We start from the raw sequence: 24169 nt of genomic DNA on the forward strand, positions 1-24169 counted from the left end.
CCAATGGAGAAAGCATCCGACGCTGGACCACGGCACACCGTGCCGGGGACGCTCACGGTTCCACGGGACGACACCGTGAGCGCGCCCGGTGCGGTCCTCTCGCAGGCCTCCGCGCCGGGCAGCCGGACGGGCCTGCTGCCCCAGATGCTGCTGGCCGTGCTCTGCGGCGGCTACGCCGTCGGGGCGGCCTTCGGCTGGGGCTCCACCGGGCTGGCCCTGGTCATGGGCGACTTCGGGCTCTCCGCGGCCGCGCTGGCCGCGTCCGTCTCCTGCCTGGTCTACGTCCGCAGGGCCGCCACCGACCGCTACCGCCCCGCGTGGGCGCTGTTCGCGGTCTCCTCCGCCATGGTGGCGCTCGGCAACGGCATCTGGGGCTGGTACGAGGTCGTGCTCCGCGGCCAGGTGCCGCGTACCTCGGTCGCCGACTTCTGCTTCCTGCTCTTCGCCCCTCCCGCGATCATCGGGCTGCTGGTGCTCGCCAAACGGCCGGTCACCCGGGCCGGCTGGGTCTGCCTCGGACTGGACGCCTGGCTCATCGGCGGCTCCCTGCTGACCCTCTCCTGGACCCTGGCCCTGGCCCAGACAGCCCTGTGGGAGGGCCGCAGCACCGCGCGGATCGCCCTGTCCCTGGCGTACCCGCTGCTGGACATCATGCTGGTGAGCATGGTGCTGGCGCTGCACTTCCGGCGATCCTCGGCCAACCGGGCGGCGGTGAACACCGCCATCGCCTCGCTCGCCCTCACCGTGCTGTGCGACGCGCTGTTCACCTCGCCCCTGCTCCGCGAGCACTACAGCTCCGGCCAGATCCTGGACGCCGGATGGTTCGCCGGCAGCATGCTGCTCGCCTACGCACCCTGGGTCGGTGAGCGCGACACCGCCGAGCGGGTCACGGCCGAGCGGGGGACCGCCGAGCGGCAGCAGGAGCAGGGCCGCCGGGTGAGCGGCTCGCTGGCGGCACTGACCCCGTACCTGGCCGCCGCGGTCTGCGTGCTCGGCATCCTCTACAACGTCATCGACGGCCGCAAGAGCGACCGGGTGGTGCTGCTGACCGGCTGCACCGTCGTGCTCGCCCTGGTCGTGCGGCAGGGCATCATGCTGCTGGACAACATGGCCCTCACCCAGGAGCTGGCCCAGAAGGAGAACCACTTCCGGTCGCTCGTGCAGGGCTCCAGCGACGTCATCATGATCGCCTCGCCGACCGGCGTGTTGCGCTACGTCAGCCCCGCCGCCAAGGGCGTGTACGGCTGCGACCCGGAGGAGTGGGTCGGCACCGAGTTCGCCACCCACATCCACCCCGAGGACCTCGGCCGGGTGGTGCACGAGGTACGCCGCTTCCTGGCCGCCCACGCGGCCGAGGAACCCGCCACCCGCATCGAGTGCCGCATACGGCACGGGGACGGCAGCTGGCTCAACGTCGAGTCGAGCGTCAACCGTCACCAGGGCGGCCTGATCTTCAACAGCCGCGACGTCACCGAGCGGGTCCGGCTCCAGGCCCAGCTGCAGCACAACGCCGATCACGACCCCCTCACCGACCTGCCCAACCGGGCCCTGTTCACCGAACGGATCCGCCAGGCCATCGGCGGCCGCCGGGCCGGCGACGGGGACACCGGCACCACGGCCGTGCTCTTCATCGACCTGGACGGCTTCAAGGCGGTCAACGACACGGTCGGCCACCAGGCCGGCGACGAGCTCCTCGTCCAGGCGGCGCGGCGCCTGCAGGAATCGGTGCGCGCCGGCGACACCGCCGCGCGCCTGGGCGGTGACGAGTTCGCCGCCCTCATCTGCGGCACCAGCGCCGACCGTCATCTGCGCGAGTACCAGGTCCACGAGGTCGCCGACCGGCTCCGCGCCGCCCTCTCCGAGCCCTACCGGGTGGACGGCACCGAGGTGCGGGTGGCCGCCAGCATCGGCGTGGCCTTCGCCGACCCCGGGGTCAGCGCCGGCGAGCTGCTGCGCAACGCCGACCTGGCGATGTACCGGGCCAAGCAGGCCGGCAAGGGCCGGGTCGAGATGTACGCGCCCGCCATGCAGGCCGAGGTGGTGCGCCGCGCCGAGCTCGCGGGACGGCTGCGCACGGCCCTGCGGGACGGCGAGTTCGCCCTGCTCCACCAGCCCGTGGTCGACCTCGGCACCGGCGAGGTGACGGCGGTCGAGGCGCAGGCCCGCTGGCGCTCCGCCCAGGGCATCCTCTTCACCCCCGCCGAGTTCCTTCGCGTCGCCGAGGACACCGACCGCACCGCGCAGCTGGCCCGCTGGCTGCTGGAGGAGGCGGTCGGCCAGGCCGCGCTGCGGCGGGCCGCGGGCTGCCCGGTGCCCGTCGCCGTACGGCTGTCCACCCGGCGCCTGATGCACCGCGAGCTGCCCACCAAGGACGTCGAGGCGCTGCTCGAACGGCACGGGCTGCCGCCGGACTCCCTCGTCCTGCAGATCGCCGACCAGGACCCGCGGATCTCCCTGGACGAGCTGGAGCGGCGGCTGACGGCGCTGAGCCGGCTCGGGGTGCACATCGCCCTGGAGGGCTTCGGCAGCGGCTACGCGCCCATGGACGCCTTGCGGCGGCTCCCGGTCGACGTGCTCAAGCTGGACCGGGGGCTCACCGAGGGTGTCGTGGAGTCCACGCGGCTGCGGAAGATCACCGCGGGGCTGCTGCGCATCGCCGAGGACCTCGGGATCCGCTCGGTGGCCGAGGGCGTGGACCGCCCGGAGCAGGTGCTGGCCCTGCGCGAGATGAACTGCACCCACGGTCAGGGCATGGCGTTCTCGGGACCGCTGGACGAGCGGCGGCTGCGCACCTCGCTGACCCGCGGGAGCTACCCCGTGCCCGGCGGGCCGAGGCCGCTGAACGGCAGGGGGCTCTCCGCGCGCGGCACGCGGAAGGCGGACGAGCTACGCTCAAATAATGAGACGCCCGTCCCACCCGCTTGACACTCCCCGCTCGCGAGGAGGAAGGTCAGTCCCATGCGCACCCGAATTCTCGTACTTGGAAAGCGCGTCGGCTGACCCGGGGCCCCTGACCGCCTCGTGGAACGCACCGACGCGCTCCCCTCGCTTGCCTCCCGGCACGAGGGGTTTTTTGTTGCCTGGGATCCAGACATACCGCCCTCTCCACCCTCAAACTCCTGAGAGATGAGAACCAGATGACCGAGCAGGCCACCGGGGCCCACCACCCGCAGCCGCGGGCCCGCGGCGCCGCGCCGCAGCCCACTCCCGCCGAGCGCGTCACGGGCGCCCAGTCCCTCATCCGCTCTCTCGAGGCGGTCGGCGCCGACACCGTGTTCGGCATCCCGGGTGGTGCGATCCTCCCCGCGTACGACCCGCTCATGGACTCCTCGAAGGTGCGCCACGTCCTCGTCCGGCACGAGCAGGGAGCCGGCCACGCCGCCACCGGCTACGCGCAGGCCACCGGCAAGGTCGGCGTCTGCATGGCGACCTCCGGCCCGGGCGCCACCAACCTGGTCACGCCGATCGCCGACGCCCACATGGACTCGGTCCCCATCGTGGCGATCACCGGCCAGGTGGCCTCCAAGGCGATCGGCACCGACGCCTTCCAGGAGGCGGACATCTGCGGCATCACGATGCCGATCACCAAGCACAACTTCCTCGTCACCGACGCGGACGAGATCCCGCGCACCATCGCCGAGGCCTTCCACATCGCGTCCACCGGCCGCCCCGGCCCGGTCCTGGTCGACATCGCCAAGGACGCCCTCCAGTCGCAGACCACGTTCTCCTGGCCGCCCACCACCGACCTGCCCGGCTACCGCCCGGTCACCAAGCCGCACGCCAAGCAGATCCGCGAGGCCGCCCGGCTGATCAACGAGGCCAAGCGCCCCGTCCTGTACGTCGGCGGCGGCGTCCTCAAGGCCCGCGCCACCGGCGAGCTGCGCATCCTGGCCGAGCTGACCGGCGCCCCGGTCACCACCACCCTGATGGCGCTGGGCGCGTTCCCCGACAGCCACCCCCAGCATGTCGGCATGCCCGGCATGCACGGCTCGGTCTCCGCCGTGGCGTCCCTGCAGAAGGCCGACCTGATCGTGGCCCTCGGCGCCCGCTTCGACGACCGCGTCACCGGCAAGCTCGACTCCTTCGCCCCGTACGCCAAGATCGTGCACGCCGACATCGACCCGGCCGAGATCTCCAAGAACCGCGTCGCCGACGTCCCGATCGTCGGTGACGCCCGCGAGGTCATCGCCGACCTGATCGTCGCCGTCCAGGCCGATCACGACGCGGGCCGCCGCGGCGACTACGCCGACTGGTGGAAGCTGCTGGGCGGGCTGCGCGACACCTACCCGCTCGGCTACGACCTGCCCGCCGACGGCAGCCTGTCCCCGCAGCAGGTCATCCAGCGGATCGGCGAGCTGGCCCCCGAGGGCACCCTCTTCGCGGCCGGCGTCGGCCAGCACCAGATGTGGGCCTCGCAGTTCATCTCCTTCGAGCGGCCCAACACCTGGTTCAACTCCGGCGGCGCCGGGACGATGGGCTACGCCGTCCCCGCCGCCATGGGCGCCAAGGCCGGCCGCCCCGGCGCGACGGTGTGGGCGGTCGACGGCGACGGCTGCTTCCAGATGACCAACCAGGAGCTGGTCACCTGCGCGCTGAACAACATCCCGATCAAGGTCGCCATCATCAACAACGGCGCCCTGGGCATGGTCCGGCAGTGGCAGTCGCTCTTCTACAACGAGCGCTACTCCAACACCGTCCTGCACGCCGGTGAGACCAACGCGGGCCGCGGCTCCCACCAGGGCGTCAGCGAGACCCCGCCGGCCGGCACCCGCGTCCCGGACTTCGTCAAGCTGTCGGAGGCCATGGGCTGCGTCGGCCTGCGCTGCGAGTCCCCGGACGAGCTGGACGAGGTCATCGAGAAGGCCAACGCCATCAACGACCGCCCGGTCGTCGTGGACTTCATCGTCCACGAGGACGCCATGGTGTGGCCGATGGTCGCCGCCGGCACCTCCAACGACGAGATCATGGCCGCCCGCGACGTCCGCCCCGACTTCGGCGACGCCGCGGACGACTGAGGACCGAGAGAGAAGCAGAGGAACGACACGACATGTCCAAGCACACGCTCTCCGTCCTGGTGGAGAACAAGCCCGGTGTCCTGGCCAGGATCACCGCCCTGTTCTCCCGCCGTGGCTTCAACATCGACTCCCTCGCCGTGGGCACCACCGAGCACGCCGACATCTCCCGCATCACCATCGTGGTGAACGTGATCGAGGACCTCCCGCTGGAGCAGGTGACCAAGCAGCTGAACAAGCTGGTCAACGTCCTGAAGATCGTGGAGCTGGAGCCGTCCGCCGCCGTCCAGCGCGAGCTGGTCCTGGTGAAGGTGCGCGCCGACAACGAGTCCCGCTCCCAGATCGTGGAGATCGTCCAGCTGTTCCGCGCCAAGACCGTGGACGTCTCGCCCGAGGCGGTCACCATCGAGGCCACCGGCGGCGCGGACAAGCTCGAGGCCATGCTGAAGATGCTGGAGCCCTTCGGCATCAAGGAGCTCGTCCAGTCCGGCACGATCGCGATCGGCCGGGGTGCACGCTCGATCACCGACCGCTCTCTGCGCGCCCTCGACCGGACCGCATAGCGAGACCCCCAGACTTGATCCCGGCCCGCGGACGTAGTGTGTGGGCAACCCCCCAGATCCCCAAGGAGAGACCCGAAGTGGCCGAGCTGTTCTACGACGACGATGCCGACCTGTCCATCATCCAGGGCCGCAAGGTCGCGGTCATCGGCTACGGGAGCCAGGGCCACGCGCACGCGCTGTCGCTGCGCGACTCCGGGGTCGATGTGCGCGTCGGCCTGCACGAGGGCTCCAAGTCCAAGGCGAAGGCCGAGGAGCAGGGCCTGCGCGTGGTGACCCCCGCCGAGGCCGCCGCCGAGGCCGACGTCATCATGATCCTGGTCCCGGACCCGATCCAGGCGCGGGTCTACGAGGAGTCCGTGAAGGACAACCTGAAGGACGGCGACGCGCTGTTCTTCGGACACGGCCTGAACATCCGCTACGGCTTCATCAAGCCCCCGGCCGGCGTCGACGTGTGCATGGTCGCCCCCAAGGGCCCGGGCCACCTGGTGCGCCGTCAGTACGAGGAGGGCCGTGGCGTCCCGTGCATCGCGGCCGTCGAGCAGGACGCGACCGGGAACGGCTTCGCGCTCGCGCTGTCCTACGCCAAGGCCATCGGCGGCACCCGTGCGGGCGTCATCAAGACGACCTTCACCGAGGAGACCGAGACCGACCTGTTCGGTGAGCAGGCGGTGCTGTGCGGTGGCACGGCGGCGCTGGTCAAGGCCGGTTTCGAGACCCTGACCGAGGCCGGCTACCAGCCGGAGATCGCGTACTTCGAGTGCCTGCACGAGCTGAAGCTCATCGTGGACCTGATGTACGAGGGCGGCCTGGAGAAGATGCGCTGGTCGATCTCCGAGACCGCCGAGTGGGGCGACTACGTCACCGGTCCCCGCATCATCACCGACGCCACCAAGGCGGAGATGAAGAAGGTCCTCGCGGAGATCCAGGACGGCTCCTTCGCCAACAACTGGATCGCCGAGTACAACGCCGGCCTGCCCCGGTACAACGAGTACAAGAAGGCCGACGAGAACCACCTGCTGGAGACCACCGGCAAGAAGCTCCGCAAGCTCATGAGCTGGGTGGACGAGGAGGCGTAAGTCCTCCCCACCGCGGTCGACACGGTCCCGGGGGCGCCGCGCCTCCGGGACCGGCCGCTTTGGCCACCCCGTACACCCTCGTGCGGGTGATCCTTCCACGTTGGCGCAGGATGCCGGGCCCGCCGCCGATACACTCCATTAACAAGCGCGTCAGGCTCACAGCGTCGTGCGTCTTCCACGCGGCATGCCATCCCTCTCCACCGCCTTCGGCCGTCGGGACGCGGCCGTAGACCAGGGACTAGTGAGGACTCACGTGAGCAACCCCGTCGTACTCATCGCTGAAGAGCTCTCGCCCGCCACCGTCGAGGCCCTCGGTCCGGACTTCGAGATCCGGCACTGCAACGGTGCCGACCGGGCCGAACTCCTGAGCGCGATCACCGACGTCGATGCCATTCTCATCCGCAGCGCCACCAAGGTGGACGCCGAGGCCGTTGCCGCCGCCCCCAAACTGAAGGTCGTGGCCCGCGCGGGCGTCGGCCTGGACAACGTCGACGTCTCCGCCGCCACCAAGGCCGGCGTGATGGTCGTCAACGCCCCGACCTCCAACATCGTCACCGCCGCGGAGCTCGCCTGCGGCCTGCTGATCTCCGTCGCCCGCAACATCGCACCCGCGAACGCGGCCCTGAAGCAGGGCGAGTGGAAGCGCAACAAGTACACCGGTGTCGAGCTCGCCGAGAAGACCCTCGGCGTGGTCGGCCTCGGCCGCATCGGCGCCCTGGTGGCCCAGCGCATGTCCGCCTTCGGGATGAAGATCGTCGCGTACGACCCCTACATCCAGCCCGCGCGCGCCGCCCAGATGGGTGTGAAGATCCTCAGCCTCGACGAGCTGCTGCAGGTCTCGGACTTCATCACGGTGCACCTGCCGAAGACCCCGGAGACGGTCGGCCTCATCGGCGACGAGGCGCTGCGCAAGGTCAAGCCGCACGTCCGCATCGTCAACGCCGCCCGCGGCGGGATCGTGGACGAGGAGGCGCTGTTCGCGGCCCTCAAGGAGGGCCGGGTCGGCGGCGCCGGCCTGGACGTGTACGCCAAGGAGCCGTGCACGGACTCCCCGCTCTTCCAGTTCGACAACGTCGTGGCCACCCCGCACCTGGGCGCCTCCACCGACGAGGCCCAGGAGAAGGCCGGCATCGCGGTCGCCCGCTCGGTGCGCCTCGCGCTCGCCGGTGAGCTGGTGCCGGACGCGGTCAACGTCCAGGGCGGGGTCATCGCCGAGGACGTCCGCCCGGGCCTGCCGCTCGCCGAGAAGCTCGGCCGTATCTTCACCGCCCTCGCGGGCGAGGTCGCGGTCCGCCTCGACGTCGAGGTGCGCGGCGAGATCACCCAGCACGACGTGAAGGTGCTGGAGCTCTCCGCGCTCAAGGGCGTCTTCGAGGACGTCGTCGACGAGACCGTCAGCTACGTCAACGCCCCGCTCTTCGCGCAGGAACGCGGAGTCGAGGTCCGCCTCACCACCAGCAGCGAGTCGCCCGACCACCGCAACCTGGTCACCGTGCGGGGCACCCTCTCGGACGGCACCGAGGTGTCCGTCTCCGGCACCCTGGCGGGTCCCAAGCACATCCAGAAGATCGTCGCCGTCGGCGACGACGACGTGGACCTGGTCTTCGCCGACCACATGGGCTTCCTGCGCTACACCGACCGCCCCGGCGTCGTCGGCACCATCGGCCGCATCCTGGGCGAAGCCGGCGTCAACATCGCGGGCATGCAGGTCGCCCGCGACCAGGCCGGCGGCGAGGCGCTGGTCGCCCTGACCGTCGACACCGCCATCCCGGCGCCGGTGCTGGCCGAGATCGCCGAGGAGATCGGCGCGACCTCGGCCCGCGCGGTCAATCTCGAGGGCTGACCGCCGGTTCGCTCCGCTGGGGGCGGCCGACCCGGGCGATCCGGGCCGGCCGCCCCTTCGCCGTCAGCGCCGCGACCGTGGGGGAGCCGGGCCGGAAGCGCAGCGCCACAGCCGCCAGGAAGACCAGGCCCAGCACGGGGTAGGGGGAGGCGAGGGGCTGCAGCCACCACGCCAGGTGCAGATCGAGGTCCCCGGCCTTCGGCACGATCCACAGCGTGCGCGCCAGGAAGACCACCGCGGTCACCCGCAGCGCCCAGCGCGGCGCCTCGGCGGCGAGCAGGATCAGCATCGGCACGCACCACACCCAGTGGTGGGACCAGCTGATCGGCGTGATGAGCAGGGCCGTCACCGCGCAGCAGACCACGCCCCAGGCCTCCCGGCCCAGCCGGCCCATCCGCACCGAGACCGCGAGCCCCCCGCAGGCCACGAGCAGCGCGGCGACCGCCCACACCGCACCGGGGTGAGCGGTGTGCAGCACCCGGGCGACGAAGCCCTGCAGCGACTGGTTGTCGACGATCCAGACCTTGCCGATGCGGCTGGTGTCGAACACGCAGCGGGTCCAGTAGTCGACCGTGGCGCCCGGCAGCGCGAGCGCGCCCAGCAGTGTGGTGCCGGCGAAGCCCGCGGCGGCGACCGCGGCTTCCTTGCGGCGGCCGGTCAGCAGCAGGTAGACGGCGAAGATCGCGGGGGTGAGCTTGATACCGGCCGCCACCCCGATCGCGATGCCCTTGCCGCGTGCGCCGTCCGGCCTGCTCAGGTCCCACAGCACCAGCACGGCGAGCAGCAGGTTGATCTGGCCGTAGAGCATCGTCTGGAACACCGGCTCCAGCCACAGCCCGAGCGCCATGGCCAGGAGCACCACCACCCAGCGCGAGCCGCGGGCTCGCGGCCAGCCCGTCGCCCGGCAGGACAGGTGCGCGAGCAGCCCGAGCAGCAGCAGGTTGCCGCCCATGAAGGCCAGCTTCAGCAGCGGCACCGGCAGCCAGGTCGTGGGCACGAACAGCATCGCGGCGAAGGGCGGGTAGGTCGCCGGGAGCTTCCACTCGGTGACGGTGAAGCCGTACAGGTCGGTGCCGTCGACGACGGCCGCGCCCTCGGCGCGGTAGACCTGCATGTCGGCCATGGGCACGGCCATCGACAGGCACAGCGCGGTGAAGGCGGCCAGCGACACGACCAGCAGCAGTCCGGCGAGGAGCAGTCTGCGGTCGGTGCGGGGTCTGCCGGGGACGGCCGGCGGTGTCCTCCACAGCGTTGGGCGTTCGCGTCCGTGGGCGTCCGTGGAATGAGTCACCGGTTCCCGATCCCCTTGTTTCGCCATCCGCGGTGTCCGCGCCGGACGCGCGGTTCGTCCGCGTCCCACGCGTGTCGATCAAGCCCCCCAAGGCCTCGCGCCACGTTACTTGTGCCCCCTCGGGTCGGCAACAGTCCCTTCAGTCCCCGAGCCCGGCCGTCTTGAGGGCCATGTGGAGCAGCAGCCGGTCCTCCCCGTCGTCCAGGTCGAGGCCGGTCAGCCGCTCGACGCGGGACAGCCGGTAGTAGAGGGTCTGCCGATGTATCCGGAGCTCCGCGGCGGCGCGCCCGGCCTGCCCCGCACGGTCGAGGTACACCTCGGCGGTACGTGCGAGGTCGGCGTGCGAGGGCTCGAGCAGCGGGCGCACCGCCGGGTCCACCCCGCCGGCGGGCAGTGCGGCCAGCATCCGGTAGGGGCCGATGGCGTCCCACTCCGCCGTGCGCCCGAGCCTCGGCTGGGCGCGGGCGGCGCGGGCGGCGGAGACGGCCTCGTGCCATGCCTCGGGCAGTTCGGCGAGCCCCTGGCGCGGGGTGCTGATCCCGGCCCGTGCGCCCGGCTCCGCCGCCTTGCCGTTGCCCTCCATCAGCCGTGCGGCGGCGGTGAGCGCGGGCCCCGACATCGTCGCCGAGCGCAGCCGGACCAGGGCGGCGAGCGCCGCGACCGGGGGCTCCCGGTGCGTCTCGCCGGTGCTCTCCTGCGGCGGTACCAGGCACAGCGCGGCGGCGCCCGGCACGCCGCGCGGTCCCGGGGCCTCGCCGTCCTCGCCGCCCGGCCAGGGCAGGACGCACACCACCGCGTGGGCCTCGTCCGCGTCCGGGCCGAGCGCGGCCCGCAGTGCCTCCCGGGCGGCCGTGCGGCCGGGCCCGGGCACGGAGCCGAGCAGGTCGCCCAGGGCCCGGCCGGCGTCGGCGCCCGCACGGGACTCCGCGGCCAGCAGCGCGCCGATGCGGGCCGCGACCGCCATGGCGGCGGTCAGCTGGGCGTCGGTGTGCCCGCTGGTGTCCAGCAGCCAGACGTAACCGTGGACGACGCCCCCGTGCCGCACCGGCAGGCACAGCCGGGGCCGGAAGACCCCGGCGTCGGGGGCGGCGGGGATGCGGACCGGGGCCGTGGCGCGGGCGATGCCGAAGCGCTCGAACCACGAGCGGACCTCGGCGGTGGAGCGGCGGGTGAGGATCGACCGGGTGCGCACCGGGTCCATGGCGCTGTCGTCGTCGCTGTCGTGCGCGCCGAAGGCGATCAGCCGGAAGTCGCGGTCCTCCAGGGTCGCCGGGGCGCCGAGCAGCGCCGAGACCTCGTCGACCAGCTCCTGGTAGTCACCGCGCACGCCGCCATTCTCCCTCATACATCTGTATGAGGGATGCCGATCGGATGCGTGACAGCTGTCGATGGCGGGCGGGGTAGGTGAATCCTAGATTTCACGGCGACGCTGCCTGTCCCCTGGGCAGCCCTTCATCCAGGAGGAGACCGTGCTCGGTCCCGTGCTGCTCGCCGCCTCGCGCAGCGACCGTATGCGCCGCGTCGTCGCGGGCGCACCGATCACCCGCCCCGTGGTGAACCGCTTCATCGCGGGTGACGAACTCGCGCCCGCCATGGACACCGTGCGGTCGCTGACCGCCTCCGGCCTGGAGGTCACGCTCGACCATCTGGGTGAGGACGTCACGGACAAGGCGACCGCGCTCGCGACCCGCGACGCCTACCTGCGGCTGCTGGAGGCCCTGAAGGCCGAGGGCCTGGGCACCCGCGCCGAGGTCTCCGTCAAGCTGTCGGCCTTCGGGCAGGCGCTGCCGGCCGGCGGCCACGACATCGCGCTGGAGAACGTCCGGCCCGTCGCCGACCTGGCGAGCGAGATCGGCACCACCGTCACGCTCGACATGGAGGACCACACCACGGTCGACTCCACCCTCGCGATCCTCGCCGACCTGCGCCTGCGCCACCCCGGCACCGGTGCCGTCCTGCAGTCGTACCTCTTCCGCACCGAGGAGGACGCCCGCAACCTCGCCGTCGCCGGCTCCCGCGTGCGCCTGGTCAAGGGCGCCTACAAGGAGCCCGCCACCGTGGCCCACCAGGACAAGGCCGAGGTCGACCGCGCCTACGTGCGCTGCCTGAAGATCCTGATGGCGGGCGAGGGCTACCCGATGATCGGCTCCCACGACCCGCGGCTGATCTCCATCGCCCAGGAGCTCGCCCACCGCCACGGCCGCAAGCAGGGCTCGTACGAGTTCCAGATGCTGTACGGCATCCGCACCGCGGAGCAGCGGCGCCTGGCCGACGAGGGCGAGCGCATGCGCATCTACGTCCCGTACGGCGCAGACTGGTACGGGTACTTCATGCGGCGTCTCGCGGAGCGGCCGGCGAACCTGGCCTTCTTCCTGCGGTCCTTCCTCCCCACCCGCTGAGCCCACGACCCCACAAGGACACAAGGAGATGTCTTCCATGGACGCTGTGACCCAGGTCCCCGCCCCGGTGAACGAGCCGGTGCACTCCTACGCCCCGGGGAGCCCGGAGCGGGCCCGGCTGGAGGCGAAGCTGAAGGAGCTGGCCGGGAACCCGGTCGAGCTGCCGATGACCATCGGCGGCGTGCGGCGGATGGGCGGCGGCGAGCGCTTCGACGTCGTGCAGCCGCACAACCACGGCGCCCGCCTGGGCACCTACGCCAACGCCACGCAGGACGACGCCCGCGACGCCATCGAGGCCGCGCTGGCCGCCGCCCCGGCCTGGCGCGCCATGTCCTTCGACGACCGCGCCGCCATCATCCTGCGCGCCGCCGACCTGCTGGCCGGCCCCTGGCGCGAGACGATCGCCGCCTCGACGATGCTCGGCCAGTCCAAGACCGCGCAGCAGGCCGAGATCGACAGCCCCTGCGAGCTGGTCGACTTCTGGCGCTTCAACGTGCACTTCGCCCGCCAGATCCTGGCCGAGCAGCCGATCGCCAACTCCCCGGGCGTCTGGAACCGCCTGGACCACCGCCCGCTCGAGGGCTTCGTCTACGCGATCACGCCCTTCAACTTCACCGCGATCGCCGGCAACCTGCCGACCGCCCCGGCCCTGATGGGCAACGTCGTGGTGTGGAAGCCGTCCCCGACCCAGACGCACGCCGCCGTGCTGCTGATGGAGCTGCTGGAGGAGGCCGGGCTGCCCAAGGGCGTCATCAACCTGGTCACCGGCGACGGCATCGCCGTCTCCGAGGTCGCCCTGGAGCACCCGGACCTGGCCGGCATCCACTTCACCGGCTCCACCCGGACCTTCCAGCACCTGTGGAAGACGGTCGGCAACAACATCGACAAGTACCGCTCCTACCCGCGGATCGTCGGCGAGACCGGCGGCAAGGACTTCGTCGTCGCCCACCCGTCGGCCGACCCGGCGGTGCTGAAGACCGCGCTGACCCGCGGCGCCTTCGAGTACCAGGGCCAGAAGTGCTCCGCGACCTCCCGCGCCTACATCCCGCGCTCCCTGTGGGAGAACGGCTTCAAGGAGGAGTTCGCGGCCGAGGTCGACGGCCTCACCATGGGTGACGTCACCGACCTGTCGAACTTCATCGGCGCCGTGATCGACGAGCGCGCCTTCGCCAAGAACAAGGCCGCCATCGACCGCGCCAAGTCCGACCCGACCGTCGAGGTCGTCGCCGGCGGCACCTACGACGACAGCGTCGGCTACTTCGTCCGGCCGACCGTGCTGGTCTCCTCCGACCCGGAGAACGAGATCTTCCGCGAGGAGTACTTCGGCCCGGTCCTCGGCGTCCACGTCTACGACGACGCCGACGAGGGCGCCTTCGAGGCGATGCTCGCCCAGATGGAATCGGTCGCCGCGTACGCGCTGACCGGCTCGGTGGTCTCCCGTGACCGCGCCGCCGTCGCCCACGTCATGGAGAAGCTGCGCTTCGCCGCGGGCAACTTCTACATCAACGACAAGTCCACCGGCGCCGTGGTCGGCCAGCAGCCCTTCGGCGGCGGCCGCGCCTCCGGCACCAACGACAAGGCGGGTGCCGCGCAGAACCTCATGCGCTGGACGTCGACCCGGTCGATCAAGGAGGCCCTGGTGCCCCCGACCGACTACCGCTACCCGCACATGGGCTGATCTCCGCGTCACCCGGACGAGCCCGCAAGGGGCAGGGCCCGGTACCCCCGATTCCGTGGGGTGCCGGGCCTTCGCCGTCTCAGATAGTAGGAAGTCCGAGTAATTGTGGAGACAGATCGGCGGAGCTGTCCTAGCTTTGTAGGAGCCGAACGTCTCGCTCCACCAGCGACCGGCGGACGTGAGCCGCGCACCTCTGGCAGGTCACCCCCTGCAGCGCCGCTTCCCCGCCCCGTTCTATGGCGACACAACCCTCCTCTTCATCTCCGGGAGCTGTTCACCATGGACGAGACCGCCCGCAAGAACGCCGCCGAAGCCCTCCAGCGCGCCCTGGACCGCCGTGACAACGGCGGCTCGACGGGCCACGAGCCGCGATGAGCGGCCCCCTCGCGCCCCGCCGGATCAGCCGTCTGCGGCGCCTGGCCTACCTGGCCGTGCGCGCGATGGTGAAGTGATCGATCCGACTGCCGTTCTCGGCGAGCGCCGAGACGACGAGCCGCGCCGTCCCGCCGGACGGCGCGGGCTGCGACTGCACGGCCAGGAACGAGTGGCCCGTGTAGCGGACGCGTGACCATTCCACGGTCTCCGTGGCCTTGTGGGCACCCTTCACCCACCGGTAGGTGTCCACGCTGTCCAGGTCCTTGACGTGCCCTTCGTGACTGTCCGGCACGGGGAAGGCGTACAGGTCCTTCCCCGCGCCGCCCGCCGTGACGTAGACGACGCCGTCCCGCTCGGGGTACGTGGTCGCCCCGACGGGGACGGCCCTGCCGACGGCGTCGCGGCGCACCGCGTCGGTGCGCTCGTAGACGTGGTTGTGCCCGTTCACCACCAGGTCGACCCGGTGCTTCTCGAAGAGCGGTACCCACGCCTCGCGCACCCCGCCCTCGGAGGCGTGCGCGCTGGTGGTCGAGTAGGCGCAGTGGTGGAAGAAGACGACCACGAAGTCGACGCCGCGCCGCTCCCGCAGCTCGCCCAGGCGCCGGTCCAGCCAGGCGGTCTGCCGGCCGCCGCTGATCCCGCGGTTGGCCGGGATCTCGTACGACACGTCGTTGGCGTCCAGCGCCACGACGGCCACGTTGCCGTAGGCGAAGGAGTAGGCGCCGGGAATGCGTGCCGGGTCGGGGCCGTTGCCCGGCAGCGCCCAGCGGGCCTCCTGGCCGCCGTAGCCGTTGGGGGAGTACCAGGCCTCCATGTCGTGGTTGCCGAACGCGACCATCCACGGGACGCGTGAGGCGACGCTCTCGGTCTGGGCGAGGAACTGGTCCCACACACGTGCGTCGTAGGTGTCGCCCTCCTTGCCGTGGCCCGTGTCGTCCGCGTAGCAGATGTCGCCCGCGTGCAGGTGGAACGCGGGGTCCTGAGCCAGGATCAGACTGTCGTTGGCCAGGGCGTGGTAGCCGACGCCCTGGTCGCCGAAGGCCGTGAAGACGAACGGCCGGCGCTGTGCGGGGTCCGGGGCGGTGGTGAAGGAGCCGACCGTGGCGTAGGCGGGCGGCGAGGCGGGGTCGAAGCCCCGGTGTCCCACGCCGTAGTAGTACGTGGTGCCGGGGCGCAGCCCGTCGAGCGCCGCGTGCAGGTAGTACTGCTCCACCGCGGGCAGTTCCTCGCCGAGTGCGACCGTGTGCAGCGGCCGCACCTCGGCCTCGATCCGCTGCCCGAGGTCCCAGGGCCGCAGCCCCAGGCGCACGAACGGCTCCCGTACCGGCAGCGGCACCTGCCAGGAGACGCGCATCTGCGTCCCGGGGTCGGCGCCGAAGGCCAGGTGCCGGCCGAACGGGGCCACCAGCGCACCGTCCACATGGGCGGCGGCCGGCGGGGCGAGCACCACGGGGAAGCGCACCGGCGCGGGGGCCGCCCCGCCGGCGTACGCGGACGCGCCCAGCAGGCCGGCTCCGGCGAGCGTCCCCGCGGCCGCGACGCCGCCCCGGATCACCCGTCTGCGGGAGTGCCGCTCCCGGAGCCAGGCGTGCTGCTCCGCCATGCTCAGACGGCCGGCGAGGTGCTCGTCGATGCCCATCCGTGGAGTGTCCATGGACAGGGAATTCCCATCCGCCGCCAACTCAGCACGGTCAGAAGGGTGAACAGCACCCGGCGGACACGCGCCGCGTCCGCCATGCGGACATCAAGTGTCATTCCATGGACTGCGGAGTAGGGTTCTCGCCATGTCTCGCAGCATCAGTCTCGCAGTGATCCCCGGTGACGGAATCGGCCAGGAAGTGGTGGCCGAGGGCCTGAAGGTCCTGTCCGCCGTCCTTCCGCAGGACGTGAAGCTGGAGACCAAGGAGTACAGCCTCGGCGCCAAGCGCTGGCACGAGACCGGCGAGACCCTGCCGGACGCGGAGCTGGAGCAGCTCAAGGCGCACGACGCGATCCTGCTGGGCGCGGTCGGCGACCCGTCGGTGCCCTCCGGCGTCCTGGAGCGCGGGCTGCTGCTGAAGCTCCGCTTCGCCTTCGACCACCACGTCAACCTGCGGCCCTCCCGGCTCTTCCCGGGTGTGAAGGGTCCGCTGGCGGGCGAGCCGAGCATCGACTTCGTCGTCGTCCGCGAGGGCACCGAGGGCCCGTACGTCGGCAACGGCGGTTCCCTGCGCACCGGTACGCCGCAGGAGGTGGCCACCGAGGTCAGCCTCAATACGGCGTTCGGCATCGAGCGTGTGGTGCGCGACGCCTACGCCCGTGCCCAGGCACGACCGCGCAAGAAGCTGACGCTCGTCCACAAGAACAACGTCCTCGTGCACGCCGGCCACCTGTGGAAGAACATCTTCGACCGGGTCGGCGAGGAGTACCCCGAGGTCGCCACCGACTACCTGCACGTGGACGCGGCGACGATCTTCTTCGTCACCCAGCCCGAGCGCTTCGACGTGATCGTCACCGACAACCTCTTCGGTGACATCCTCACCGACCTGGCCGCCGCCGTGACCGGTGGTATCGGCCTCGCCGCCAGCGGCAACATCAACCCGGGCGGCGAGTTCCCGTCGATGTTCGAGCCGGTGCACGGCTCCGCCCCGGACATCGCCGGCCAGGGCAAGGCCGACCCGACCGCCACCGTGCTCTCGGTCGGCATGCTGCTGCAGCACCTCGGCTACACCGCCGAGGCCGAGCGGATCGAGGCCGCCGTCGCCGCGGACCTCGCCGAGCGTTCCGGGACGCGCAGCACCTCCGCGATCGGCGACGCGCTCGCCGCGCGAGTAGCCGGCTGACCGCCGGGTTGGCTCCGCCAGTCGGCCCGGCCGGTCAGCGACCGCACCACGACTGCACTTGACCTCTCGGGCCGCGCATGTATGTCCACGGCTCCGCCGCTGCGATAATCGGCGGTGGGGCCGCTGTGCGAGGGGAAACTCGGACGTCCTAGCACCTGGGGACGGCGGGTGCGGTCCGCCCTGACCCTGACGCGAAGGACACCACACATGACGACGCCCACGATCGAGCTCAAGCCGTCCTCGCATCCGCTGCCCGACGCGCAGCGCGAGGCGATCCTCGCCAGCCCCGGCTTCGGCCGCCACTTCACCGACCACATGGTGACGATCCGGTGGACCGAGGGCCGCGGCTGGCACGACGCGGAGCTCGTGCCGTACGCGCCGCTCTCCATCGACCCCGCGAACATGACGCTGCACTACGCGCAGACGATCTTCGAGGGGCTGAAGGCCTACCGTCAGCCCGACGGGTCCGTCGCCACCTTCCGTCCCGTGGCGAACGCCGAGCGCTTCCAGGCCTCCGCCCGCCGCCTGGCCATGCCCGAGCTGCCCGTCGAGACCTTCATCGCGGCCGTCGACGCGCTCGTCAGCCAGGACAAGGAGTGGGTGCCCAGCCAGGGCGAGCAGTCCCTCTACCTGCGTCCGTTCATGTTCGCCACCGAGGTCGGCCTCGGCGTCAAGCCGGCCAACGAGTACCTGTTCATGGTCATCGCCTCCCCGGCCGGCGCCTACTTCCCCGGTGGCGTCAAGCCGGTCTCCGTGTGGCTCTCCGAGGAGTACGTCCGTGCCGCGCCCGGTGGCACCGGCGCCGCGAAGGCCGGCGGCAACTACGCCGCGTCCCTGGTCGCGCAGGCCCAGGCCATCGAGCACGGCTGCGACCAGGTCGTGTGGCTCGACGCGATCGAGCGCCGCTGGATCGAGGAGATGGGGGGCATGAACCTGTACTTCGTGTACGGGGACAAGATCGTCACTCCCGAGCTCACCGGCTCCCTCCTCCCGGGCATCACCCGTGCCTCGCTGCTGCGCATCGCCGCCGACCTCGGCTACGAGGTCGGCGAGGGCCGCATCTCCGTGGACGACTGGAAGAACGGCAACGCGGACGGGTCCCTGACCGAGGTCTTCGCCTGCGGCACCGCGGCGGTCATCACCCCGGTCGGTTCCGTGAAGTCCACCCGCGCGGACTGGACCGTCGGTGACGGCCGGCCGGGGGAGGTCACCATGAAGCTGCGCAAGGCGCTGCTCGACATCCAGACCGGCCAGTCCCCCGACACCCACGGCTGGATGCACCCCCTGGGCGGCTGACCGACCGCCGAATCCTTGCGGCGCCGTGCGGGGCAGGGCCCGTGCGGCGCCGCACCCCTGTCCATCCGGGGCCGGGCGGGGCGAGGGTGTGGCCGGGCGGGGGTGGGGCCCGCCTCACACGGTGACCGCGACCCGTTCCGGGGCCCGCGCCGGCGGCACGGGGTGCGGCCGGCCCGCGTTGAGCACGAGGTACACCGCGGCCGTGACGGCCCCCGACATCAGGAAGCTGAGGTCGATCCCGCCGGTCATGGGCAGCAGGGGCCCGCTGTACGCCGGGGTGTCGACGGCCAGCAGCCCGATGCCGGACCCGGCCGCCCAGGCGACCGCCGCCCGCACGTTCCAGCCGCCGCGGTACCAGTACAGACCGCCGCGGCTGCGCCGGTTGTAGACCTGGAGGGCGTCCGCGTCGTAGCGTCCCCGGCTCCGGGCGAACCCGATGAGGGTGACGACCGCCCACGGGGTGCCCACCGCGGTGAGCAGCAGGACGAACGAGGTCATCGCGTCCTGGGCGGCCCAGGCGAAGTGCCCGAGGTAGACCAGCAGCGTGGAGACCGCCGCGACCACGTAGGTCGCCTGCGTGCGCGTCGCACGCGGCAGGATCGCGTCCAGGTCCAGCCCCATGCTGTAGAGCATCAGGCCCGCGTTGCCCACCGAGCCCGCCGAGGCGTTGACCAGCAGCAGCACCAGGTACCAGGCGGGAGTCGCCGCGACGAGGGGCCCCGCGTAGTCCTCGCCGGCCCCGACCGCGAGCGCGGTGAAGGTGCCGAAGAGCTGCGGGACCAGCAGGCCGGCGACGAGCCCGACGCAGGTGGCACCGAAGACCCGCGGCTGGGAGAAGCGGCGCGGCGATATGTAGCGCGTGTAGTCGCCCAGCAGCGTGATGAACGCGATCGGCCCGCTCAGGCCCGCCGAGACCGTGGCGAGCAGCCAGGTCGGCCAGAAGCCGCCGAGCAGGTACTCCGTCCCCGCCGGCGGGGCCGTGGTGAAGTCCGCCGCGTACGCGACGACCCCGATGACCAGCAGGACCGTCAGCCCCACGGACAGGGCGCGGCTGAGCCGCAGCAGCATCCGGTAGCCGAAGACCGCGGACGTGGCGGTGCAGGCCGCGAGCAGGGCGTAGACGACGGCGTAGCTCCAGCCGCCGGCCGGGAGCCCGACGAGCCGGTCGAGGCAGCCGACGACGGCGTCGCCGCCGACCCACAGGGTCAGCGCGGTGTAGCCCAGCGACAGCAGCAGCCCGATGACCGAGCCGAGCAGCCTGCCGCGCACCCCGAAGTGGGCCCCGCTGCTCGTCGACAGGTTGGTGGCGGTGCGCAGCGAGACCAGCGCGAGCGGGGCGACCAGCACGGTGCCGACCACGGTGCCCACGAGCAGCGAGGTGAAGGAGGCCCACCAGCCGAGCCCGAAGGAGACGGGCAGCCAGCCGAAGACGATCACGCCCAGCGCGAGGTTGGAGCCCAGCAGGATGCTGACCAGATCGCGGGGACGACTGGTCCGTTCCTCGTCCGGGACCGTGTCCACTCCGCGTTGTTCGATCTGCATGGCGGGCTCCCTTGCCGTGCCGGGAAAGTTTGAACGCCACTCAATTTCCTCTGAGCCATGCCCCGCAGTCAATACTTCCCACAGGTGTCTTTCGGGTTTAGAGTGGTGCTCTAATCGGTGATCGATGTGGGAGGTCGATGTGGGAGGTGCGGAGGCGTGAGGCTCACCCCGACCGAGCGCGACCGGCTGCTGCTGTTCGGTGCCGCGGAGCTGGCCCGGGCCCGCCGGGCGCGTGGCCTCAGGCTCAACGTGCCCGAGGCCACCGCCCTGATCGCCGACGCGGTCTGCGAGGCCGCGCGGGACGGCGCGCGCCTCGCGGAGGCCGTGGAGGCGGGCCGGGCCGTGCTCGGTCCCGATGACGTGCTGCCCGGCGTGGCGGACGTCGTCACCGAGGTACACGTGGAGGCCGTCTTCGACGACGGCTCGCGGCTGGCCGTGGTCCCCGACCCGATCGGCGGGGGCTCGCTGGGCGCGGAGGCGCCCGGCGCCGTGCTGCCCGGCCCGGCCCACCCCGAGCGGTACCCGGACGTGGTGGTGGCCGTGCGCAACACCGCCTCCGTACCGGTCAGCGTGACCTCGCACTTCCACTTCTTCGAGGCCAACCCCCGGCTGGACTTCGACCGTTCGGCGGCCTACGGCATGCGGCTGAACGTGCCCGCCGGCTCCTCCGTCCGGTTCGGGCCGGGGGAGGAGCGGGAGGTCGGGCTGGTCCCGATCGGCGGCGACCGCGTGGCGATCGGCTTCGCCGGGCTGGTCGACGGTCCGCTCGACGCGCCGGGCGCGAAGGCGGAGGCACTGCGGCGGGCCGCCGCCTGCGGATACCTGGGAGCGCAGCGATGAGCATCGACCCGTACGAGTACGCCGCTGTGCACGGACCGCGTGCCGGGGACCGGGTCCGGCTGGGCGACTCGGGCCTGGTGGTCCGCGTCGAGTCGGACTCCCAGCGGCCCGGGGACGAGTTCCTCGCCGGGTTCGGCAAGACCGCCCGCGACGGGCTGGCGCTCAAGGCCGCCGCCGTCCGCGAGACCTGCGACGTGGTGATCAGCAACGTAGTGGTCATCGACGCGGCCGTCGGCATCCGCAAGGTGTCCATCGGCATCCGCGAGGGCCGCATCCACGCCATCGGCCGGGCCGGCAACCCGGACACCCTCGACGGGGTCGACGTCGTGGTCGGCACGGGCACCTCCATCGTCTCCGGCGAGGGCCTGATCGCCACCGCCGGAGCCGTGGACACCCATGTCCACCTGCTGTCGCCGCGCATCATGGAGGCCTCGCTCGCCTCCGGAGTGACCACGATCATCGGCCAGGAGTTCGGGCCCGTCTGGGGCGTCGGCGTCAACTCGCCCTGGGCGCTGCGGCACGCGTTCAACTCCTTCGACGCATGGCCCGTCAACATCGGCTTCCTCGGCCGCGGTTCGTCCTCCGACCCGGCGCCGCTGGTCGAGGCGCTCGCCGAGGGCGGGGCGTCCGGCTTCAAGGTCCACGAGGACATGGGCGCCCACACCCGCGCCCTGGACACCGCGCTGCGGGTCGCCGAGGAGTACGACGTCCAGGTCGCCCTGCACAGCGACGGACTGAACGAATGCCTGTCGGTGGAGGACACCCTGCGCGTGCTGGAGGGCCGGACGATCCACGCCTTCCACATCGAGGGCTGCGGCGGCGGGCACGTCCCCAATGTCCTGAAGATGGCGGGCGTGCCCAACGTCATCGGCTCCTCCACCAACCCCACCCTGCCCTTCGGCCGGGACGCGGTGGGCGAGCACTACGGCATGATCGTCTCCGTCCACGACCTCAAGCCCGACCTGCCGGGCGACGCCGCCATGGCCCGCGACCGCATCCGCGCCGGCACGATGGGCGCCGAGGACGTGCTGCACGACCTGGGCGCGATCGGCATCACCTCCTCCGACGCCCAGGGCATGGGCCGCGCCGGCGAGACCGTGCGCCGCACCTTCGCCATGGCGGGAAAGATGAAGGCCGAGCGCGGCCCTCTTCAGGGGGACGGCCCGGACGACGACAACGCCCGCGTGCTGCGCTACGTCGCCAAGCTCACCATCAACCCCGCGATCGCCCACGGCCTCGCCCACGAGATCGGTTCGATCGAGGTCGGCAAGCTCGCCGACATCGTGCTGTGGCGGCCGCAGTACTTCGGTGCCAAGCCGCAGATGGTGCTCAAGTCCGGCTTCCCCGCGTACGGGGTCACCGGCGACCCCAACGCCGCCACCGACACCTGCGAACCGCTCGTCCTCGGCCCGCTGTTCGGGGCCCACGGCGCCACCGCGGCCGACCTGTCCGTGGCGTTCGTGGCCCGGCCCGCCCTGGAGCTGGAGCACGACCGGATGCCCACCCGGCGCCGTCGCGTCGCCGTGCGCGGCACCCGCGGCATCGGGCCGGCCGACCTCGTCCTCAACTCCCGCACCGGGCAGGTGGACGTGGAGGGCACGACGGGCCTGGTGACCCTCGACGGCGACCCGCTGCGCTCCGAGCCCGCGGAGCAGGTGTCGCTCAGCCGCCTCTACTTCTTGTGACAAGGACCAGCGCCATGCCCACCACCCCCGCCGCCGACGGCTACACGATGCCGCCCGAGTGGGCCCCGCACACCCGTACCTGGATGGCGTGGCCGTCGCCCAGCGTCACCTTCGACGGCGCGGAGGACCTCGCCGAGTCCCGCGCCGCCTGGGCCGCGGTGGCCCGGGCGGTCGCCCGCTTCGAGCCGGTGACCGTCGTGGCCCGGCCCGAGGACGCGGCGGGCGCCCGGGAACTGCTCGGCCCGGGTGGCGCGGACGTCACGGTCGCCGAGGCGCCGCTGGACGACGCCTGGATGCGCGACATGGGCCCCACCTTCCTGACCGGCGCCGGACGCCTCGCCGCCGCCGACTGGACGTTCAACGGCTGGGGCGCCCAGGAGTGGGCGGCCTGGGGGCGCGACGCCGAGATCGGCGCCTTCGTCGCCGGGCAGGCGGGCGCCGCCCGCTACTTCACGTCCTTCGTGAACGAGGGCGGCGGCATCCACGTCGACGGCGAGGGCACCGTGCTGCTCACCGAGACCGTGCAGCTCGACCCGGGCCGCAACCCGGGCTGGACGAGGGAGCGGGCGGAGGCCGAGGTCCACGCCTTCCTCGGCACCCGCAAGGCGATCTGGCTGCCCCGCGGCCTCACCGCCGACTACGGCCGCTTCGGCACCCGCGGTCACGTCGACATCGTCGCGGCCTTCGTCCGTCCCGGTGTGGTCGTCGTCCACAGCCAGCATGACCCGGCCCACCCCGACCACGCCGTCTCCCGGGAGGTCGCGTCCCTGCTGCGCGCGGCCACCGACGCCCGGGGACGGCCGCTGGAGGTCGTGGAGCTGCCCGCGCCGCAGGTGCAGGAGGCGGACGGCGAGCCGGTCGACTACTCGTACGTCAACCACTACCTGTGCAACGGCGCCGTGATCCTGTGCGCCTTCGACGACCCCTCCGACGAGGTCAACAAGGCGGTCTTCGAGCGCCTCTTCCCGGACCGGGAGGTCGTGCCGGTGGACGCTCGTACGATCTTCGCCCACGGTGGTGGTATTCATTGCATCACCCAGCAGCAGCCCCAGGTGTGACCGCCCCACCGCCCCCGGAGGAACAGTGACCGGACCCGCCCGCCCCCGGCGGCGGCTCAAGCAGCCCCGCGAGGACGTGATGGCCGCCGCCATGGCGACCATCGCCGAGCGCGGGCTGGCCGAGCTGACCATCGCGGGGCTCGGCCGGCAGGTCGGCATGAGCAGCGGCCACATCCTCTACTACTTCGGCAGCAAGGACGAGCTGCTGCTGCAGACCCTCGAATGGAGCGAGGAGCAGCTCGCCGCCGAGCGCCGGCGGGTGCTGGGCGGGCCCTCCGCGCCCCGGGAACGGCTCGACGCCGTCATCGACCTCTACCTCCCCGACGGGCGGCGCGACCCGCGCTGGACGCTCTGGTCCGAGATCTGGAACAGGACGACCGCCGCCGAGGACGTGCTGCGCCGCCAGCTCGACCTCGAACTGGTCTGGCACCGCGATCTGGTGGCCCTGCTCGCCGAGGGCATCTCGCGCGGCGACTTCCGGCCGCTGGACCCCGAGCGCTTCACCGTGCGGCTGCGGGCACTGCTGGACGGCTTCGGGGTGCCCCTGGTCATCGGGCTGCCGGGGATGGACCGCGGGCAGGCCCTCGAGCACGTCAAGGAGTTCCTGGACGACGCCCTCACCCCCGCCCCCGCGGGCTGACGGCCGCCCGCGGGACGAGCCGTTCCGGCAGGTCCGCCGGCAGGTCGCG

At 72.2% G+C, this 24169-nt stretch carries 17 protein-coding genes; 13 read left to right on the forward strand and 4 right to left on the reverse strand.

Annotated elements, in window-relative coordinates:
• Positions 1–75 precede the first annotated feature (75 nt).
• From ACFW3D_RS11065 to serA, 5 genes are all read left to right on the forward strand, one after another.
• A complete protein-coding gene (locus ACFW3D_RS11065) occupies positions 76–2925 on the forward strand; it encodes a putative bifunctional diguanylate cyclase/phosphodiesterase (protein ID WP_500503729.1) in 2850 nt (949 codons plus the stop codon).
• A gap of 212 nt (positions 2926–3137) precedes the next feature.
• Positions 3138–5015 carry an acetolactate synthase large subunit gene (locus ACFW3D_RS11070; RefSeq protein WP_500503731.1) on the forward strand — a complete coding sequence of 626 codons (1878 nt, stop codon included), beginning with the start codon at positions 3138–3140 and terminating at the stop codon, positions 5013–5015.
• A gap of 32 nt (positions 5016–5047) precedes the next feature.
• Positions 5048–5575, forward strand: coding sequence for an acetolactate synthase small subunit (gene ilvN / locus ACFW3D_RS11075; RefSeq protein WP_018563397.1), 528 nt, complete (start codon positions 5048–5050; stop codon positions 5573–5575).
• Between the two features lie 77 nt (positions 5576–5652).
• Positions 5653–6651, forward strand: a complete 999-nt coding sequence (gene ilvC / locus ACFW3D_RS11080; protein WP_500503732.1) for a ketol-acid reductoisomerase — start codon at positions 5653–5655, stop codon at positions 6649–6651.
• Positions 6652–6904: 253 nt separating this feature from the next.
• Positions 6905–8494: a phosphoglycerate dehydrogenase gene (gene serA / locus ACFW3D_RS11085; protein WP_500503733.1), complete on the forward strand. Its 1590-nt coding sequence runs from the start codon at positions 6905–6907 to the stop codon at positions 8492–8494.
• Here serA and ACFW3D_RS11090 read toward each other — a convergent pair.
• Positions 8478–9785, reverse strand: a complete 1308-nt coding sequence (locus tag ACFW3D_RS11090) for a glycosyltransferase 87 family protein (protein ID WP_500503734.1) — start codon at positions 9783–9785, stop codon at positions 8478–8480. The two genes, serA and ACFW3D_RS11090, sit on opposite strands and share 17 nt — an antisense overlap.
• 139 nt (positions 9786–9924) lie before the next feature.
• A complete protein-coding gene (locus ACFW3D_RS11095) occupies positions 9925–11112 on the reverse strand; it encodes a PucR family transcriptional regulator (protein ID WP_500503735.1) in 1188 nt (395 codons plus the stop codon).
• A 142-nt stretch (positions 11113–11254) separates the two neighbouring features.
• Here ACFW3D_RS11095 and ACFW3D_RS11100 point away from each other — a divergent pair, with 142 nt between their 5' ends.
• On the forward strand, positions 11255–12184 hold the full coding sequence (locus tag ACFW3D_RS11100; protein WP_500503736.1) for a proline dehydrogenase family protein: 930 nt from the start codon (positions 11255–11257) through the stop codon (positions 12182–12184).
• Between the two features lie 37 nt (positions 12185–12221).
• The gene (pruA, locus tag ACFW3D_RS11105; RefSeq protein ID WP_500503737.1) at positions 12222–13862 is read left to right on the forward strand and encodes an L-glutamate gamma-semialdehyde dehydrogenase; all 1641 of its coding nucleotides are present in this window, start codon (positions 12222–12224) and stop codon (positions 13860–13862) included.
• Between the two features lie 421 nt (positions 13863–14283).
• Here the strand turns inward: pruA and ACFW3D_RS11110 are convergent, their stop codons facing one another.
• The gene (locus ACFW3D_RS11110; protein ID WP_500503738.1) at positions 14284–15891 is read right to left on the reverse strand and encodes a purple acid phosphatase family protein; all 1608 of its coding nucleotides are present in this window, start codon (positions 15889–15891) and stop codon (positions 14284–14286) included.
• Positions 15892–16021: 130 nt separating this feature from the next.
• Between ACFW3D_RS11110 and ACFW3D_RS11115 the strand changes: the two genes are divergently transcribed.
• Both ACFW3D_RS11115 and ACFW3D_RS11120 read left to right on the forward strand, forming a co-directional pair.
• Entirely contained in the window at positions 16022–17059 is a 1038-nt protein-coding gene (locus ACFW3D_RS11115) for a 3-isopropylmalate dehydrogenase (protein ID WP_500503739.1), read from the forward strand.
• 207 nt (positions 17060–17266) lie between these two features.
• Positions 17267–18355, forward strand: coding sequence for a branched-chain amino acid aminotransferase (locus tag ACFW3D_RS11120; protein WP_500503740.1), 1089 nt, complete (start codon positions 17267–17269; stop codon positions 18353–18355).
• A 114-nt stretch (positions 18356–18469) separates the two neighbouring features.
• Here the strand turns inward: ACFW3D_RS11120 and ACFW3D_RS11125 are convergent, their stop codons facing one another.
• Complete coding sequence (locus ACFW3D_RS11125; RefSeq protein ID WP_500503741.1) at positions 18470–19897, reverse strand: cytosine permease; 1428 nt, start codon at positions 19895–19897, stop codon at positions 18470–18472.
• Between the two features lie 156 nt (positions 19898–20053).
• On the opposite strand from ACFW3D_RS11125, the gene ureA reads away from it, so the two are divergent.
• From ureA to ACFW3D_RS11145, 4 genes are read left to right on the forward strand one after another with little or no spacing between them, the layout of a single operon-like run.
• A complete protein-coding gene (ureA, locus tag ACFW3D_RS11130; RefSeq protein ID WP_500503743.1) occupies positions 20054–20737 on the forward strand; it encodes an urease subunit gamma in 684 nt (227 codons plus the stop codon).
• The gene (locus ACFW3D_RS11135; RefSeq protein WP_500503744.1) at positions 20734–22422 is read left to right on the forward strand and encodes an urease subunit alpha; all 1689 of its coding nucleotides are present in this window, start codon (positions 20734–20736) and stop codon (positions 22420–22422) included. The genes ureA and ACFW3D_RS11135 overlap by 4 nt, the downstream gene beginning before the upstream one ends.
• 14 nt (positions 22423–22436) lie before the next feature.
• On the forward strand, positions 22437–23480 hold the full coding sequence (locus ACFW3D_RS11140) for an agmatine deiminase family protein (RefSeq protein WP_500503745.1): 1044 nt from the start codon (positions 22437–22439) through the stop codon (positions 23478–23480).
• A 25-nt stretch (positions 23481–23505) separates the two neighbouring features.
• Positions 23506–24120, forward strand: a complete 615-nt coding sequence (locus tag ACFW3D_RS11145) for a TetR/AcrR family transcriptional regulator (protein WP_500503746.1) — start codon at positions 23506–23508, stop codon at positions 24118–24120.
• Positions 24121–24169 lie beyond the last annotated feature (49 nt).

It is taken from the genome of Streptomyces sp. NPDC058864, assembly GCF_042742985.1.
Taxonomy (GTDB): domain Bacteria; phylum Actinomycetota; class Actinomycetes; order Streptomycetales; family Streptomycetaceae; genus Actinacidiphila.

Coding starts and splice junctions, on each gene's coding strand:
- ACFW3D_RS11070 (WP_500503731.1), top strand. CDS start 3,138: ATGACCGAGCAGGCCACCGGGGCCCACCACCCGCAGCCGCGGGCCCGC.
- ilvN (WP_018563397.1), top strand. CDS start 5,048: ATGTCCAAGCACACGCTCTCCGTCCTGGTGGAGAACAAGCCCGGTGTC.
- pruA (WP_500503737.1), top strand. CDS start 12,222: ATGGACGCTGTGACCCAGGTCCCCGCCCCGGTGAACGAGCCGGTGCAC.
- ACFW3D_RS11110 (WP_500503738.1), bottom strand. CDS start 15,891: ATGGACACTCCACGGATGGGCATCGACGAGCACCTCGCCGGCCGTCTG.
- ACFW3D_RS11115 (WP_500503739.1), top strand. CDS start 16,022: ATGTCTCGCAGCATCAGTCTCGCAGTGATCCCCGGTGACGGAATCGGC.
- ACFW3D_RS11120 (WP_500503740.1), top strand. CDS start 17,267: ATGACGACGCCCACGATCGAGCTCAAGCCGTCCTCGCATCCGCTGCCC.
- ACFW3D_RS11125 (WP_500503741.1), bottom strand. CDS start 19,897: ATGCAGATCGAACAACGCGGAGTGGACACGGTCCCGGACGAGGAACGG.
- ACFW3D_RS11135 (WP_500503744.1), top strand. CDS start 20,734: ATGAGCATCGACCCGTACGAGTACGCCGCTGTGCACGGACCGCGTGCC.
- ACFW3D_RS11140 (WP_500503745.1), top strand. CDS start 22,437: ATGCCCACCACCCCCGCCGCCGACGGCTACACGATGCCGCCCGAGTGG.